The following is a 16668-nucleotide window of genomic DNA, read 5'->3' on the forward strand; positions in this document are numbered from 1 at the left end:
ATAATTTCCCCATATATTTTCTATAGTGAAACCATTTTCCTTCGGGATTTATATTTCCATTATATCTAAAATCTTTCCAATATTGAATTCTATCAAGATCTGTTTCAGGTTTTGTCCATTTCCTTTTTTCATTAAATCTTTTTCCCAAAGTTTATTTATTTGCTCTATGGTTTGCTCTTTTAGTAATCCTTTTCTAGGTAAAATATAAGCATTAAATCTTGTGATAAATTGCTGCTTATTTGGTTTTTTCCGTGTTGAAAGTTGTAAAATGTATTTTTCTAAATAGTCTTCAGGTTTTTTGCTATACATTTTAAAATTGATACCTAAACTTTCTATTTTTTCAATTAATTCAATTTTATTACTTCTTTTTGCAGAAGTTAGAAAAGTACCTAAACCTTTATTTTTGTATTTAAACCGATGATTTACTTGAATTTTAACGCCTTCTTTAATAGCTTCTTGCAATAATTTAAGCCATTCATTTTCCTTTATTTTGTTCTTTGATTCCATTTTAGAAAGATAATTTTATTTATAACTGAACTCTCAACTTATCCGACAGGCTTTTCTTTAAGATTACTCGTACTTTTATGTGAAGTTGGTTACTTTTTTCTGTGGTAAGAATTTACTATTTAAATTCGGGAACCGTCAAAAAGACAACCAGTTTAAGTTTTGTTAAATATAGTAATTTTTAATATATGGAGTTGTATTTAATTTCTTATTAATTGAAAACGAGTCATAATTTTTTTGTTTCATTATAAATAGTAGCAACCTGTTTTGAGTTCTCAAATTATTAACAGCCATGAAATTAAAAAATATTTCTAGTTTTTCTGAACCAAATCTACTGTAAAAGTGTCTGTTTCTGAAATATGAAAATATCCTAAAGGAAAATTATCTTCGTTTGTTGTATTAATCATATTCCCTAATAATGAAGAAGGAACGGACTCAAAAGGACCACCAGAATTTTGTCCGCTTTGATTAACCAAAACTCTAAAATAAGAAAAATAGTCTTTAGATATTCCAGACATTTTTAGAGTTACTGTCTCAGGAAGTACTAATTCGTCTTCTTGATAAAAGAAAGAAAAGTTATATTCAGCACCATTAAAAAAACGGTCGTCAATGGTTAGAAATAAATCTTTGCTAAAATCAAATAAATAATAATTTTCTACAATCGGTGCATCAAAAAATGATACTTTTAACTCTGTTTCTTTTCCAGAAAAAAGTGTTTGATCACCTTGAAAAACGTCAATAAATGGGGTCGATTTCACTTTAGTTGCAACTCCTTTATAAGTTTCGTTTTTATAAATTATCGTTAACTCATAGGCTTTATTATCCGCAGGTATAAAAGGGGTTATAGGTTCGAAACTTCCATCAGCATTCGAATCAGAAAAAACAATAATTGTATTGTTTGATAAATCAGTTAAAAATACAATTGCATTTGTTACAACAGGTATTATTTCATCAAAATAATCAGCAGACGAGGTCAATTTTACATTTACTTTTGCAGTTACAGGGCTTTTATCAAAAAAGATTTCAAAAGAAGCATCAATAATTAATTTTGGTTCAATCGAGGGGACATCAATTTCTACTACTTTTTCACAACTTGTAAAAAGAAAAATTAATAAAACGGAGAGTATATATAGTTTTTTCATTATCAATTTAAAATTTAAAATTATAAGTCACAGAAGGTACTAGACCAAAAATGGAAGTCTGAATTGCTTCATTTCGAAAGGTTTCGCGGTTTTGTCTAAAATTGATAGAAGCTGCATTTTGTCTTCCATATAAATTATAAATTCCGAAAACCCATTCTGCTTGCCATTTTCTATTTTTATTGCTTTCTGGAGTTAAAGTTGCAGAAATATCAAGCCTGTGATAGGCCGGAAGTCTGTCTGCATTTCTTGTATTATCGTTATAAATTGGCACATTTAAACCCTGAACTTCATATTGACCTACAGGGTAATTTGTAGGCTGACCTGTTTGAAACAAAAAGTTGGCATTAAATAGCCATTTTTTAGACAATTCATAACTAGTATTTATAGAAATATCGTGGGTTTTATCGTACGGTGTATTGTACCATTCACCTTGATTTATTCCGGGCTCATTCGCAGTTCTTCCTTGCGTTTTTTGCTCAGATTTAGAAAGCGTATACGCCAGCCAACCTTTAAAATCACCTTCGTTCTTTTTAAATAAAACCTCTAAACCATAAGCTCTCGCTTGCCCGTTTAAAATAACAGTTTCAATTTCGTTATTGGCAACTAAATTTGCACCATTAGTATAATCGATTCTATTTTGAATGTCTTTATAGAAAACCTCGGTTTCTAGAGAATAATCTCCATTTTTGATGGATTTAAAATATCCGGCAGCAAATTGATCTAACAACTGCGGTTTTATAAACTTTCCACTAGGCGCCCACACATCCAATGGAGTAGGAGATGCGGTATTTGAAAGTAAGTGTAAATATTGCGCCATTCTATTGTAACTTAATTTGAATGAAGTTTGATTATCTAGTAAATAAGAAAGCGAAATTCGTGGCTCAAAATTGTTAAAACTTGCCAAGGCATCGCTTCTTTTGTAAGACTCTGTAGCGATTGCTTCTGCAGATTCGTACTTTTTAAATTGTGAATTGTAAATTACAGGATTGTCGTTTGCATATACATTTATTTCATCTTGTCCCAAACGTGTAAAGTTGCTAAAACGAGCTCCGTATTGCAGGGTAAGTTTGTCATTAATGGAATGTTCAGCTTCTAAATATGCCGCAAATTCATTGGCATATTTGTCAATTAATTTTTCTGATTGAATTCCGGAATCGGCTCTATTTGGTACGATTTCTCCAGGATTAAATTTTATATAAATGTTATTAATACCATAACTTAATTTAAAATTATCATTTAAATAATGTTTAAAATCGTATTTTAAGTTGAAGTTTGTAATGCCTGAATTCCATTCAAAACCAACAAAATCTAAGATTAATCCGTAGAAATAATCAGAGTAGATTGCTGAAAGATTAGAAAATATTTTATCAGAAAATAAATGATTCCAACGCAAATTAACAACTGTATTTCCGTATTTATTTACGAAGTTGTCGCTAATTCCGAAGACATCTTTTCCAAAATAAGTGGATAAGAATACGTTGTTATTATCATTAAATCTATAATTAATTTTACTATTTAAATCATAAAAATAAGCTTTGTTATCATTATCAAAAAGTGGTAAAAATAAGTGTGCGTAAGAGGCTCTTCCACCAACGATAAAAGAGCTTTTTTCTTTTACAATTGGGCCTTCTGCTAACAATCTACTTGAAACCAAACCAATTCCACCCGTTAAATTAAAATCTTTACTATTGCCTTCTTTCTGATAAATATCTAATACGGATGACAATCTTCCTCCAAAACGTGCAGGAATTCCGCCTTTATATAATTTAACATCTTTAATTACATCAGGATTAAAAACTGAGAAAAAACCAAGTAAATGCGAAGAATTAAACACAATTGCTTCATCTAATAAAATTAAGTTTTGATCAGCTGCGCCACCTCTCACATTAAAGCCAGAAGCACCCTCACCAGCACTTGTTACACCAGGTAAAAGCAATAAGGCTTTAATAATGTCTGCTTCACCTAACACAACAGGAATTTGTTTTATAGTTGCAGCAGTTAGTTTGTTAACACTCATTTGCGGAGTTCTGACATTTAATTTTTCGATGTTACCCTCGATTACAATTTCATTTAAACTTTCAGCTTCTTCCGTTAGTTTAAAGTTTTTTGTTATTTTTTCTGATAAGTTAATTGTTTCAACAATGGATGTAAAACCTAAATAGCTAACTTGAACTTTATAAATTCCTGTAGGAAGTGTAATTGAGTAAAAGCCGTATTCATTAGTAGTGGTTCCTGAGTTTAATTCTGGAAAATAAACAGAGACTCCAATTAAAGTTTCGTTATTATTTGCATCATACACAGAACCACTAATTGTTGATTTTTCCTGACTAAAAGCGTGTAAAGAGAGCAGAAAAATTATATAAAATATTTTTTTGAAATGAAACATATCTTGTTTAATATATTATTTAATTTAGTCAACAAAAATACGTTTTTAATCTGCTAATAAAATGTTAAACAACACTTAATTATAAAGAATGTCGTTAACTTCAATTTTTTTATTTTCTATAAAATCATACAATGTTAATCTTCTTAGTGTATAATAATCTACCCAAAAATTTTCTAAAGAATTTAAGTATTGCAGCACGGATCTGTCTTTTTCTTGAAGCGCTAAGTTTAAATCGGTAATTGTAATTTTACCAAGTACAAACCTTTTCTTTGTAATGTCATATCTTTTTATGGCAATCTCTTGTGCTTTTTGCGACGTTTCCAAAAAGTTACGTTGATTTTGCCAATTTAAAACATGCAAGTAAATTTCTTGTTCAAACTCTTGCTCATCTTGCTCAATATTTGTATTTACTAAGTCTTTATTTGCTTCTACTAATTTTCTTTTAGATTTAGAAACGCCCCAATCTAAAATTGGTATCCCTAGAGATAAACTTACATTTTGTTGTTGGTTATAGTTTTGAAATAAATCATTAAAAACGGCTCCTTGTTGTGAGATACCAAAATTAGCATTTAACCTTACCTGTAACCTATTACTACCAATAACTTCAGCAACATTTTGCGCTGCTTGTAAACGTTTTCTTCTAAACTCTATTACTGCTTTTCTATTTTCTTTTGCTTCTTCTAAAGCTTTTTGTAACTTTAGATGTTAAGTAATCATTTGTTTTAGATTAAGCTGAGAAATAATTATAAATTAAGTAAGTTCCAACAATGACACTGATGGAAATTATAACAATTTTTTTCTTCTTCATTAGTTTTAGTATAAGTTAATTTCAAAACTAAAGAAAAAAGAGTGCTATGAAGCACTCTTAATTGTTAATATTTTAAGAAAACGTAAATTTACACCTATTTTAAAATACTGTTTAAAGTACTGTTAGGTCTCATAGCCGCTGTTGCCAAGTCCTCATTTTGAAGATAATAACCACCAATGTCTAAAGAATTTCCTTGATTAGTGCTTAGTTCTGATATAATTTTAGCTTCATTTTTACTCAAAGCTTCTGCGATAACCGTAAACTCGGCTTTTAATTCAGCGTTTTTATTCTGATTTGCTAAAGCTTCTGCCCAGTATAAGGCTAAATAAAAATGAGAACCTCTATTGTCTAATTCGCCTACATTTCTTGAAGGAGATTTATCATTTTCTAAAAATTTATCAGTTGCTTCATCTAAAGTTTCTGATAAAACTAATGCTTTTGGGTTGTTGTTTGTGGTTCCTAAATGTTCTAAAGAAACGGCTAATGCTAAAAACTCACCTAAAGAATCCCAACGTAAATGGTTTTCTTCTAAAAATTGTTGCATGTGTTTTGGGGCAGAGCCTCCTGCACCAGTTTCAAACAAGCCACCACCATTCATTAAGGGAACAATTGATAACATTTTTGCAGATGTACCAACTTCTAAAATAGGAAACAAGTCTGTTAAATAATCGCGCAATACGTTACCAGAAACAGAAATAGTATCTTCTCCTGTTATAATTCTTTCTAAAGTAAATTCAGTTGCTTTTATAGGTGATAAAATCCTTATATCTAATCCAGTGGTGTCGTGTTTTGGTAAATAGATATTTACTTTTTTAATGATTTCTGCATCATGAGCTCTGTTTTTATTCAACCAAAAAACAGCTGGTGTTCTTGACGCTCTTGCTCTTGTTACTGCCAATTTAATCCAATCTTGAATTGGTAAATCTTTCGTTTGACACATTCTCCAAATATCACCAGTTTCAACAGCATGTTCAATTAAAATTTTTCCTTTTTCGTCTACTACTTGAACTTTACCATCCGCAGCAATTTCAAAAGTTTTATCATGAGAACCATATTCTTCTGCTTTTTGAGCCATTAAACCAACATTAGGTACTGTTCCCATTGTTGTAGGATCAAAAGCTCCATGCTTTTTACAAAAGTCAATTGTTGCTGAGTATATACCTGCATAAGCACTATCAGGAATAACTGCTTTTGTGTCTTGTAGCTTTCCTTCTGCATTATACATTTGGCCAGAAGTTCTAATCATTGCTGGCATAGAAGCATCTACAATAACATCACTTGGTACGTGCAAGTTGGTAATACCTTTATCACTATTTACCATTGCTAATTCTGCGCTATGATCTAGTGCAAAACGAATGTCTTCTCTAATTTCATCACGTTTGTTTTTAGGCAATTCACTTAATTTACTGAGAAGATTCCCAAAACCATTGTTAACATCAACACCAATTTTCTTAAATGTTTTTCCATGTTTTCCAAATAAATCTTTAAAATAAACACGAACAACATGGCCAAAAATAATTGGGTCACTCACTTTCATCATTGTTGCTTTCATATGCAAAGAAAACAATACATTTTTATCTAAGGCATCTTCAACTTGTTCTTCTAAAAAATCTATCAATGCTTTTTTACTCATTATTGTTGCATCAATAATTTCACCCTCTAATAGATTTAATTTTTCTTTCAGAACTGTCGTTTTTCCATTTGAGCTTGTATGGATAATTTTAATTATTGCTTCTTTTTTTAAGGTGATCGATTTTTCATTAGAAGCAAAATCACCATGAGTCATTGTGGCAACATGAGTTTTAGAGTCTTTAGACCATTTACCCATTGAATGCGGATGCTTACGAGCAAAATTTTTCACTGCTTTTGGCGCCCTTCTGTCAGAGTTTCCTTCGCGTAAAACTGGATTTACGGCAGATCCTTTTACTTTATTATACAAGGCTGAAACAGCTTTATCTTCATCCGTTTTTATTTCATCAGGATAATTTGGCAATGCGTAACCCAAGGCTTGTAGCTCATCGATTGCATCTTTTAGTTGTGGCACAGAAGCACTAATATTTGGTAATTTTATAATATTTGCATCTGGTTGATTTGCTAATTCTCCTAAAACAGCTAAAGCATCTTCTACTTTTTGATCATCTGTTAAATAATCAGAAAAATTTGCTAATATTCTTGAGGCTAAAGAAATATCCTTAACTTCAATTTCTATATTAGATGATTTTGTGAAAGCTTTTACAATTGGTAAAAATGAACGAGTAGCTAATGCTGGTGCTTCGTCTGTTTTTGTATATATAATTTTGGCTATTTTGCTCATAAAAGTATTTTGTTTTTGTAAGAAATAGAATGCTGTGCTAGTACGAAATCAATTTCGCATAAAGCGGCACAAACTTATGAATTTAAGGTGAGATTTTAGATGTTAAATTTCCATTAATTACCGATTGTTATAACGATTTTAATAAAAAAAAGGTCTTTTTTTTAAGGAATTGATATTAAAAATCATTAGCGTCTAGTTGTAAATATTTTTAGTTCATAAAACCTTTTAAAATATGAAATTCCGCGAATTTTTTAAAAGACACTATTTTTTTTTAAAATAATTTCATCAAGACAAAGTAGACAATTTTATTTTAATTAATATCCGATTGTAATATAGTTTGGGTCGAGTCTTTGTTCTTGGTTTTAAAAGCGAAGCAATCTTCAGTCTTTTATGGCACAAGAATGATTAAAAATAGAAAGCCATAGCTTACAATTACTTGCAGAGATATGGCTTTCTTGAAATAGTCTTTTATACTTTTTTGTATTACTACAAATCAAATAAGAAATTAATCTTATATTTCTTTGTTATAAAGAAATTATATTTTTCTATTTCGGTTTTTTGAAACATCCTTAATTTTAAACGAGCATTCTACTTTTTTAAAATTTTTATTAATGTTTCTATTGTTATCCTTCTAAAGATGATACTTTATTTCAGTTAGTTATTCTCACAACGAACTTTTTTAAGCGATAACTATCATTTTTTGAAATGAACATTGCTATTCTATCATTTTTTTGGATAAACAATTTATAAAGAACGTTACTTTATATATTCACTATTAATTTTTCATTAGCTTTTTGTATACTAACAAGTTTAATTAGTTTGTAAATTATAAATCAAATATAGAAGTCTTATCTATTTAAACAAAATTTTAATAAATTATAAGTCAACATGTTATTAACTACAGTTGTTAACATTTGTTAACTAAAAAAGCGTTGTGATTAATCACAACGCTTTTTATAGTTTTATATAAGAAGAAATTATCTTCTTCTTTCAGTAATTCTAGCTTTTTTACCAGTAAGACCTCTAAAGTAGAAAATACGAGCTCTACGTACTTTACCTCTTTTATTAACTTCAATTTTTTGAATAGAAGGTAAGTTTACAGGGAAAATTCTTTCAACACCTACAGTACCAGAAATTTTTCTGATTGTAAAAGTTTCAGAAAGACCTGTTCCTTTTCTTTGAATAACGACACCTCTAAAAAACTGAGTACGTACTTTTTCTCCCTCCTTAATTTCGTAATACACTGTAATTGTATCACCAGCAGAAAATTCTGCGAATTCTTTTTTTGTTACAAATTCGTCTTGAACAAATTTTATTAAAGCTTCCATATTTAATATTTATTTTATAGTAAAGCAACGTTCACGATTTCTTCGTCAGAGGTTAATTTAGCGTTTGCAAAAGTAATAAATTATTTATTGTAGATAAAACTAAAATGCATTATTTTTTATATTTATAGTTCGTACAGTAGAAAATCCAGAATTTACGTACTTCTTTTCCATTTATTTTAATGATAATAGGCGCTAATTCTTTTACTGAATCAAAGTATTTACTTAATAATGGGTCATTTTTTCCTTTTAACTTATTGTCTTTAAATTGTTTGTCAGAATCAATAAAAATAGCGTTTTTCTTATCTAAATCAGATAAATTATCCCCTAAGTAATCGAAATGTAAAGCCGGTAAACCAATAATGTTTTGTGCAAATACTTTTTCATCCATAAAAAAGTTTAAACACGCGGAAGTTTTATAGTTATCATTAGAAAACACAAAGGTATTTGGATGTTTTTCTTGTAATTTAGTAGTTTCAATTGCTAATTCTTTCCAGCCAACCCAAGTATCGTCACTTTTAATAGGGACTAAATAAAAGATAATTTGTAAGCTAAACAAAACATGAAATACAATTGAAAATAGAAGCTGAATTTTCAATAATTTCCTGCTGATGAACATTCCTGCTAAAATAATTCCTGTTATATACGAAGGCATCATCCAATTTAGTTTCACCCAATAGATAGGAGTCAGGGCAAAGAACCCAACAAAAGTTGGGATAAAAAATGCTAACAAGAATAAGGTTTTGGCTTGCGGAAGTTTAAATTTCAGCAATGCTCTTTTTACATATTTATACGTAAACGTGATAATACTCAGAAACAAAACGGGCAGTAACAAGAACATTTGATGACCAATTGCACCAAAGAAATATTTGGGAGAAATTTTAAATTCAGAAATTGAACTCGTTCGTTCGGATGATTGAAAAGCAAAGGATGCAAAATCATTTTGATAGTTCCAATACCAAACAGGAAATGTAACGGCAATAGAAATAATTAATGAAATCCAAAGCCAAGGAGAAAATAATAATTTTCTATATGTATTTGAAAACACTAAAAATCCTAGCAACCCAATTTGTAATAATAAAGCGGTGTATTTGCTATCAAAAGCAAAGCCCATGGCAATTCCGCCTAAAATCCAAAACAACTTCTTATCTTCAAAAATAGCTTTGTATAAGCAAATTAAACTCAATGTCCAGAATAATAATAGTGGTACATCGGGAGTAGAATTAAATGATAAAATTGATATAAATATGGTAGAAGCTAATAAAACAAAAGCTCGTTGTAATTTTTCTTTGGATAAAAAGTAAGACGCTAATTTGTAGAAACTTAAGATTGTTAAAGAAGTAATTACAAAATCAGCAAATTTTATGGTAAAAATAGATTGCCCAAAAACCTCTGTAAAAATCCTTAGCATGTAACCAATCATTCCCGGATGATCAAAATAAGATAAAGATAAATTCTGACCGTACAAATAATAATAAGCGTCTTGTGGCATTAATCCCATAAATGGGAGTAAAATCAACCTAAAAATTTGAAATCCTAAAACCCAAGAAATGGCTTTTTTGTTTTTTATAATTGATAAAAACTTACTCATCTTTTAGTAAATCGGGTCTTATTTGTTGGGTTCTTTTGTAAGCTTGATTACTTCGCCAATCATCAATTTTTGGAAAATTTCCAGACAATAATACGTCAGGAACTTTCATACCTTCAAATTCTGCAGGTCTTGTATATACTGGTGGTGACAATAAATTATCTTGAAAAGAATCTGTTAATGCAGATTGTTCGTCGCCAATAACGCCCGGAATTAAACGCACAACCGCGTCGACTAAAACTGCTGCTGCCAATTCGCCGCCTGTTAAAACATAATCGCCAATCGAAATTTCTTTGGTAATATATTTATCGCGAATTCTTTGATCTACACCTTTATAATGACCAGTTAAAATAAGAATATTTTCTTTTAGAGAAAGTGTATTTGCTGTAGACTGATTCAGGGTTTTTGCATCGGGAGTCATGTAAATAACTTCGTCATAATTTCTTTCTACAAGCAATTGTTTTATACAATTAGAAATTGGTTCTATCATTAAAACCATGCCTGCGCCACCGCCAAACTGAGTGTCATCAATTTGTTTGTAGTTGCCTAAACCAAATTTACGTAAGTCGTGAATTACAATTTCTGCTAATCCTTTGTCTTGCGCTCGTTTTATGATAGAATGATTAAACGGACTTTCTAATAAATTTGGCGCTACTGAAATAATATCTATTCGCATGTTACAAATGTAGGTTTTTATAGAGCTTTTAAATATGGTTTTTCAAAAAAAATATCAACACCTAGTATGGGAAAATGTGAGAATTTCAAATATAATTTTTAGCCATTTAAATTTAAAAGTTTTCTGTCTTATATATAAATTTTTTTAATCAATAGAGTTCCTCGACGCTTGCGTTGGGAGTAGCGTAAAGATTTGTAATTTTTGATTTATGAGGGCTCCTACTCATAAAAGTCATAATAAGAGTTTGTTGCTGTATCATTTGGTTTGTCCAATTAAGTATAGGAGAAAAGTTTTGAGCGAATAAGTTTCTCAAACCTTACCAGCGGTATGTTTAGAAATATCACAGCGCTATGAGACTCATTTTTTGGAGATAGGATGTGATGGAGACCAGGTACATTTTTTGATTCAAAGTGTTCCAATGTTATCCCCAAAAAAGATAGTGAATACTGTAAAGAACTTAACTGCTCTTGAGATTTTTAGATTGCATCCCGAAGTAAAGAGGTTTTTATGGGTGGCAAATTTTTGGACAAGTGGTTATTATATAAATACTGTCGGTCAATATGCAAATGAAGAAGTTATAAAGAAATATGTTCAAGGTCAAGGCAAAGGTCAGCAGTATCAAAAGATACACAAGTCACAGCTTAAATTGTCTTGAGACCCCGTACCCTTTGGTCGAGGTAGTTCATTTTTTTTTAAAACTTACATTTTGAGTAGTAAAATTAACTAAAGCAACCAAGTTTTTAATTTGTCCAATATTTTAGGATTACTTAACAATTCCAAATGATTATTTTCATAAACAATCCAAGTATTTTCTCCTTTAAAATTTAGATTTTTGGCGGTTTTTTTATGCTGACCTAAAGCACTTTTTATATCTACTAAAGAATCGCCTAAAATTTGAGTGGAGGCATGGGCAGATTCTTTCCCTGTAGTTGCAGCTACAGCAAAAAACTCAATTTTATTTGGCAACTGAATATGTTCTCTTTGATCTCCTTTTCTTTCAAATCGACCGCTGCGTTGCCAATCTTCATCAACAAGATTCCCGTATCTTAAATCTGTTACTCCAGCACTTCTAATTTTCCCTAATCTTGCAAAAGGCTTTAAATACGGTACAGATTCCAAAATAAGGTCCAAATAACTTCCTATGCGCTCCACATGAGATCCATGATGAGGTGTTCCTAAAAAAGCTACTTTTTTAAGGTGTTTTGTCCATTTATTATTATTATTTTGGTCTGCGTAATAAAGGGCACTTCTAGTTAGTAACCCACCCATACTATGAGTAATAATCATAATTTCTTCAACAGGAACTGGCCAGTTTTCCACTAATTTTTGAAGGTTTTTATTTAAATCTTTTCCATTGGTAGAAATATGTTTTCCACTATTATAATTTAAGTAAATGGGTGTTTTATCTAACTCTTCGGATAAAATTTCTCCGTGATTATGATTTTTATGATTCCATTGAATATCACTCATACAGGAACCATGAATCATTAAAAGAATTTTACCATTAATTTTTGGATAAGTTCCCTTTAAACTTTCATTATTAATTTGTATGGCTTTTGATTTATAACGAAATTGCATGTCAATCTTTAGCGGATTTTCTTTTTCCTCTAAATAATCACCAATTACGCCGTTTAAAACTGAAAGTAGTACTTCTTTTTTATCTGAAGATTTTATATTTCCAATGGCAGGTGTTAAGTGTTTTAATATTTTAGAAACGGAATTCCCTATCACTTTAGTACTCCATCTAATATTACTAAAAGTAAAACCGGCAATTTTGGTAATTAGTTTTTGAATACTTGTTGATGGCAAAAAAGGAGGATGAACCACTTGTTTGTGCATTTCTTCCACCAAATCAGTGACACCAATAGTGGCATCCACAATTAAATGGGTAAGACCTTGTAATTCTGAGTCTGGTTTTGTTTTTTTTGACATTATTAGCTGTCTTTTAAAAGTAAACTTTCTTAATTTTTTTTGATTGAAGTATATTAAAGATTGGTATTTTTTTTAAATTTTAGTAGCGATTAAAAATATGAAAAACGAAATTAATTACTCGTCAATACTCACATGAAACAAAGCTTCTCCCTTGTTTACAATAGGAGTTTTATTAATACAGAAAATATGACAATCAAAAGGAGCGTAAATATTTTTCTTAAATTCGCCAAAAGGATCTTGAATTACTCCAAGAATATCTTTCTTTTTAACGTGAGTTCCGTTTTCGACTAAAATTTTAAACATTCCCGAATGATTAGAACGTAACCATTTTGCTTTTTTAATAAAAGTAGGTTTTAAAGTGATAGAAATATCGCCATCAATAAAACCTAAATGCGTTAAAACATTTTTGGTTCCTCTAATTCCGTGATCTATAACAACAGGATCTAAATTTTTAGATTTCCCGCCTTCAAACAGCAAAGCTATTTTACCCATTTTTTTAAGCGATTCACGCAAAGATTTTGCAATATAATTAGAGTGAACTACAAAAGGAGGGTTAAAGACATTCGCCAATTCTAAGGTTTTTTCCTCAGAAGTATCTAATCGTATTTGCGCAATATTATCTCGTTCGCCGCCACCTGTATGATAATCAATTACATAATCTACAAAAGGGGCAATTTCTTTGGTAAACTGATGTGCAAATTGGCTAGCCAAAGAGCCGTTTAAAGAACCTGGAAACATTCTGTTTAAATCGCGTCCATCAGGAAACTCTCTTGTCTGAATCAAATATCCAAAAATATTAAAAACAGGAATACAAATAATCGTTCCTTTTTTGGGTACGTTTAGTTTCTTATTAATAATTTCACGTATAATACTTACGCCATTTATTTCATCACCATGAACACCCGCCAATAGTAAAATTACGGGTCCTTCAACTTTAGATCGCTCAATAATTATAGGCACTTTTACCGTTGTTCTTGTATGTAATTTGGCAACTTCTATATCTAAAACGGTACGTTTTCCTTCTGGAATATTTTGACCTAAAAGAATTAAAGGTTTATTCGACATGGAGCTCTAAATATCTAATAATTTCTTTCGCAATATTTTTTCCTGTTGCAACTTCAATTCCTTCTAAACCAGGAGAAGAGTTTACCTCTAAAACCAAGGGGCCTTTAGAGGATTGTAACATGTCTACTCCTGCAACACCTAAGCCCATCGCTTTGGTCGCTTTTAAAGCTGTTCTTTCTTCTTCATCCGTTAATTCTATAATTGTTGCATTTCCGCCTCTGTGTAAATTAGAGCGAAACTCGCCTTCTTTTCCTTGACGTTTCATAGCTCCAACTACTTTACCATCTACTACAAAAGCTCTAATATCTGCACCACCAGCTTCTTTTATAAATTCTTGTGCAATTACTCTTGCTCCTAAACCATTAAATGCTTCTAACACTGATGTTGCTGCATTCTTGGTTTCTGCTAAAACAACACCTAAACCTTGTGTGCCTTCTAATAATTTTAATACTAATGGCGCACCACCAACAGAATCTACCACATGTTCTACATCTTTTGTGTAATTTGTAAAAACAGTTTTAGGTAAACCAACACCAGCTCTTGCTAAAATTTGTAAACTGCTTAATTTATCTCTAGATCTAACTAATGCTTGAGAACTAACTGCAGTAAAAACTTTCATCATTTCAAATTGTCTAATAACTGCAGTTCCGTAAAAGGTTACAGAAGCACCAATTCTAGGGATAATAGCATCTATATTGGTGATATATTCTCCTTTATAAAATATTTTAGGAGCTCTTTTTTCAATTTCGATATTGCATTTTAAATGGTCTACAACAAAAACTTCATGTTTTCTTTTTATTGCAGCTTCCACCAATCTTCTTGTTGAATATAGTTTCGGATTTCTAGATAAAATTACAATTCTCATTTATTTTATATTTTTTAATTTAAAGGATAGATCTTTCTTTGAAGTATCTATCACAAATTTTTTATTTAAAAACTTTCTTCCTAAAAGTATAGGGAAAGTCATGTCTTTGCGTTCACTTAATGTTAAATGGATCGGAAAAGATTCGTTAAAAATCACAATTTCTGTTTCAATTAAAAATCTTTTTTCAGAAATTCCGTTTGAACTTTTTACCATTTTTGAAGCATAATTTTTTGTCGAAAATTCCTTATTATTATAAAAATCATGTTCGGGATCTAGCAATGTAAATCTGATAAAATTAGCACCCTCAACCTCAATTTCGTTAATGTTAGAACAATGTATAGATGATGTGTAAGCTCCAGAATCTATTTTTAAATCAATATCTACTAAATGTAATTTTGGAAAATCTGCTTTATCAATTCTACCAATTGTAGTTTTCATGTATGTAAATTAAACTGTTGTAAAATTAGTTATAGTTATTGACTTAATATCAAAAGTAGGTTAAATATTTACAATTTTGCAATTACTGCTTCTGCACAACGCTCACCATCCATCGCTGCCGAAACAATACCACCAGCATAACCACCGCCTTCTCCACAAGGAAATAATCCTTCAATTTCTGGATGTTCTAAATTTTCTTTTCTGGGGATGTTTATGGGTGATGAAGTTCTAGATTCTACCCCAATAATATTTGCTTCATTAGTATAATATCCATGCATTTTTTGACCAAATGCAGCAAAACCTTTACGCAACCTACTTCCTATTATTTTTGGTAATAAAGAATGAATAGGAGCAGAAACTAATCCTGGTTGATAGGAGCAATCATTTAAATCTGTTGAGATTTTTCCATCAACAAAATCTACCAACCGTTGTGCGGGTGCAGCTTGTGTTCTTCCGCCTGCTAAAAAAGCAATTTTTTCTAAATCTTTTTGAAATTCTAATCCTTTTAAAGGACCAAATTTTTCATATTTCTTAAAATCTTGATCAATATCTAATTCAACTACAATCCCTGAATTGGCAAATTTATTATTTCTTTTGGATGGCGACATTCCGTTTACAACAACTTCGCCGCTTGCTGTAGCTGCAGGGACAATAAACCCTCCGGGACACATGCAAAAAGAATACACACCTCTATTATTCACTTGCTGCACTAAACTGTAAGCTGCTGCAGGTAATAATTCATCTCTTTCACCAGAACAATGGTATTGAATTTGATCAATAATTTCTTGCGGATGTTCTACTCGAACGCCCATCGCAAAAGATTTTGCTTTTAGTGCGATTTGTTTTTTGTGCAGCAATTCGTATATGTCTCGGGCAGAATGACCCGTTGCTAAAATAACGGAACTTACAGCCATTTCTGTTCCGTTTTGAAGCTGAATTGCTTGTAACTTATTATTCTTAATTATAAAATCGACAACTCTAGTTTCAAAATGAATTTCGCCGCCAAATTTTAAAATGTTTTCACGAATATTTTCAATAATTTTTGGTAATTTGTTGGTTCCAATATGTGGATGCGCATCTACTAGAATTTGTTCTGTAGCTCCATGAAAAACTAGGTTTTCAAAAATTCTACGAACATCACCACGTTTTAAACTTCTAGTGTAGAGTTTTCCATCAGAATATGTCCCTGCACCACCTTCGCCAAAACAATAATTAGAATCCTCATTAACAATATGATCTCGATTTATAGCCTTTATATCTCTTCTGCGATTTTGAACATTTTTACCACGCTCTAAAACAACGGGTTTGTATCCTAATTCTATACATCTCAAAGCGGCATACATTCCTGCTGGACCAAAACCAATAATATGAACTTCTTTCGCTTTTGAAACATCTTTGTAGTCAAAAATATAATCTGATTTTTCGGGTATTTGCTCGTTAATATAAGCAGCTACTTTGTAATTAAAGATGATCTCTTTTTTACGTGCATCAATAGATTTCCTTAAAACTTTTACAGCAGATATTTCTGAAGCATCAACGCCAAGTTGTTTAGCGGCTTTGTGTAAAAGTATGTTTTCTGTAAGTTCTTCTATTAAATTTACACGAAGTTGTAGGTCTTTAATCAT

Annotated in this window: 12 protein-coding genes and 2 pseudogenes; 1 reads left to right on the plus strand and 13 read right to left on the minus strand. The window is 30.7% G+C overall.

What is annotated here, in order from left to right; genetic code table 11:
- Positions 1-48: 48 nt before the first annotated feature.
- From BST83_RS04050 to trmD, 8 genes and pseudogenes are all read right to left on the minus strand, one after another.
- Entirely contained in the window at positions 49-507 is a 459-nt protein-coding gene (locus tag BST83_RS04050) for a hypothetical protein (protein ID WP_104808687.1), read from the minus strand.
- A gap of 308 nt (positions 508-815) precedes the next feature.
- On the minus strand, positions 816-1646 hold the full coding sequence (locus BST83_RS04055) for a DUF4249 family protein (protein ID WP_104808688.1): 831 nt from the start codon (positions 1644-1646) through the stop codon (positions 816-818).
- Between the two features lie 7 nt (positions 1647-1653).
- Positions 1654-4032, minus strand: a complete 2379-nt coding sequence (locus tag BST83_RS04060) for a TonB-dependent receptor (protein WP_104808689.1) — start codon at positions 4030-4032, stop codon at positions 1654-1656.
- Between the two features lie 75 nt (positions 4033-4107).
- Positions 4108-4704: pseudogene (locus BST83_RS04065) on the minus strand (TolC family protein); the annotation flags it as partial.
- Positions 4705-4934: 230 nt separating this feature from the next.
- The gene (locus tag BST83_RS04070) at positions 4935-7154 is read right to left on the minus strand and encodes an NADP-dependent isocitrate dehydrogenase (protein ID WP_104808690.1); all 2220 of its coding nucleotides are present in this window, start codon (positions 7152-7154) and stop codon (positions 4935-4937) included.
- A 977-nt stretch (positions 7155-8131) separates the two neighbouring features.
- Positions 8132-8482 (minus strand): 50S ribosomal protein L19, encoded by a 351-nt coding sequence (gene rplS, locus BST83_RS04075; RefSeq protein ID WP_104808691.1) that lies wholly within the window; start codon positions 8480-8482, stop codon positions 8132-8134.
- 109 nt (positions 8483-8591) lie between these two features.
- Positions 8592-10070: a glycosyltransferase family 39 protein gene (locus tag BST83_RS04080; RefSeq protein WP_104808692.1), complete on the minus strand. Its 1479-nt coding sequence runs from the start codon at positions 10068-10070 to the stop codon at positions 8592-8594.
- Positions 10063-10743 (minus strand): tRNA (guanosine(37)-N1)-methyltransferase TrmD, encoded by a 681-nt coding sequence (gene trmD, locus BST83_RS04085; protein ID WP_104808693.1) that lies wholly within the window; start codon positions 10741-10743, stop codon positions 10063-10065. The genes BST83_RS04080 and trmD overlap by 8 nt, the downstream gene beginning before the upstream one ends.
- A gap of 208 nt (positions 10744-10951) precedes the next feature.
- Between trmD and tnpA the strand changes: the two are divergent.
- Positions 10952-11398: pseudogene (gene tnpA, locus BST83_RS04090) on the plus strand (IS200/IS605 family transposase).
- Between the two features lie 68 nt (positions 11399-11466).
- On the opposite strand, the gene BST83_RS04095 reads toward tnpA, so the two are convergent.
- The 5 genes from BST83_RS04095 to BST83_RS04115 form a co-directional block, all read right to left on the minus strand.
- Positions 11467-12675, minus strand: a complete 1209-nt coding sequence (locus tag BST83_RS04095) for an esterase/lipase family protein (RefSeq protein ID WP_104808694.1) — start codon at positions 12673-12675, stop codon at positions 11467-11469.
- A 114-nt stretch (positions 12676-12789) separates the two neighbouring features.
- Entirely contained in the window at positions 12790-13740 is a 951-nt protein-coding gene (locus BST83_RS04100) for a succinylglutamate desuccinylase/aspartoacylase family protein (RefSeq protein ID WP_104808695.1), read from the minus strand.
- The gene (gene rimK, locus BST83_RS04105; protein ID WP_104808696.1) at positions 13730-14605 is read right to left on the minus strand and encodes a 30S ribosomal protein S6--L-glutamate ligase; all 876 of its coding nucleotides are present in this window, start codon (positions 14603-14605) and stop codon (positions 13730-13732) included. The genes BST83_RS04100 and rimK overlap by 11 nt, the downstream gene beginning before the upstream one ends.
- A complete protein-coding gene (locus tag BST83_RS04110; RefSeq protein ID WP_104808697.1) occupies positions 14606-15043 on the minus strand; it encodes an ATP-dependent zinc protease family protein in 438 nt (145 codons plus the stop codon).
- Between the two features lie 68 nt (positions 15044-15111).
- Positions 15112-16668 (minus strand): NAD(P)/FAD-dependent oxidoreductase, encoded by a 1557-nt coding sequence (locus BST83_RS04115; protein WP_104808698.1) that lies wholly within the window; start codon positions 16666-16668, stop codon positions 15112-15114.

It is taken from the genome of Polaribacter filamentus, from assembly GCF_002943715.1.
Classification (GTDB): domain Bacteria; phylum Bacteroidota; class Bacteroidia; order Flavobacteriales; family Flavobacteriaceae; genus Polaribacter; species Polaribacter filamentus.

Coding starts and splice junctions, on each gene's coding strand:
- BST83_RS04050 (WP_104808687.1), bottom strand. CDS start 507: ATGGAATCAAAGAACAAAATAAAGGAAAATGAATGGCTTAAATTATTG.
- BST83_RS04055 (WP_104808688.1), bottom strand. CDS start 1,646: ATGAAAAAACTATATATACTCTCCGTTTTATTAATTTTTCTTTTTACA.
- BST83_RS04110 (WP_104808697.1), bottom strand. CDS start 15,043: ATGAAAACTACAATTGGTAGAATTGATAAAGCAGATTTTCCAAAATTA.
- rimK (WP_104808696.1), bottom strand. CDS start 14,605: ATGAGAATTGTAATTTTATCTAGAAATCCGAAACTATATTCAACAAGA.
- BST83_RS04100 (WP_104808695.1), bottom strand. CDS start 13,740: ATGTCGAATAAACCTTTAATTCTTTTAGGTCAAAATATTCCAGAAGGA.
- BST83_RS04095 (WP_104808694.1), bottom strand. CDS start 12,675: ATGTCAAAAAAAACAAAACCAGACTCAGAATTACAAGGTCTTACCCAT.
- trmD (WP_104808693.1), bottom strand. CDS start 10,743: ATGCGAATAGATATTATTTCAGTAGCGCCAAATTTATTAGAAAGTCCG.
- BST83_RS04115 (WP_104808698.1), bottom strand. CDS start 16,668: ATGATTAAAGACCTACAACTTCGTGTAAATTTAATAGAAGAACTTACA.
- rplS (WP_104808691.1), bottom strand. CDS start 8,482: ATGGAAGCTTTAATAAAATTTGTTCAAGACGAATTTGTAACAAAAAAA.
- BST83_RS04060 (WP_104808689.1), bottom strand. CDS start 4,032: ATGTTTCATTTCAAAAAAATATTTTATATAATTTTTCTGCTCTCTTTA.
- BST83_RS04070 (WP_104808690.1), bottom strand. CDS start 7,154: ATGAGCAAAATAGCCAAAATTATATATACAAAAACAGACGAAGCACCA.
- BST83_RS04080 (WP_104808692.1), bottom strand. CDS start 10,070: ATGAGTAAGTTTTTATCAATTATAAAAAACAAAAAAGCCATTTCTTGG.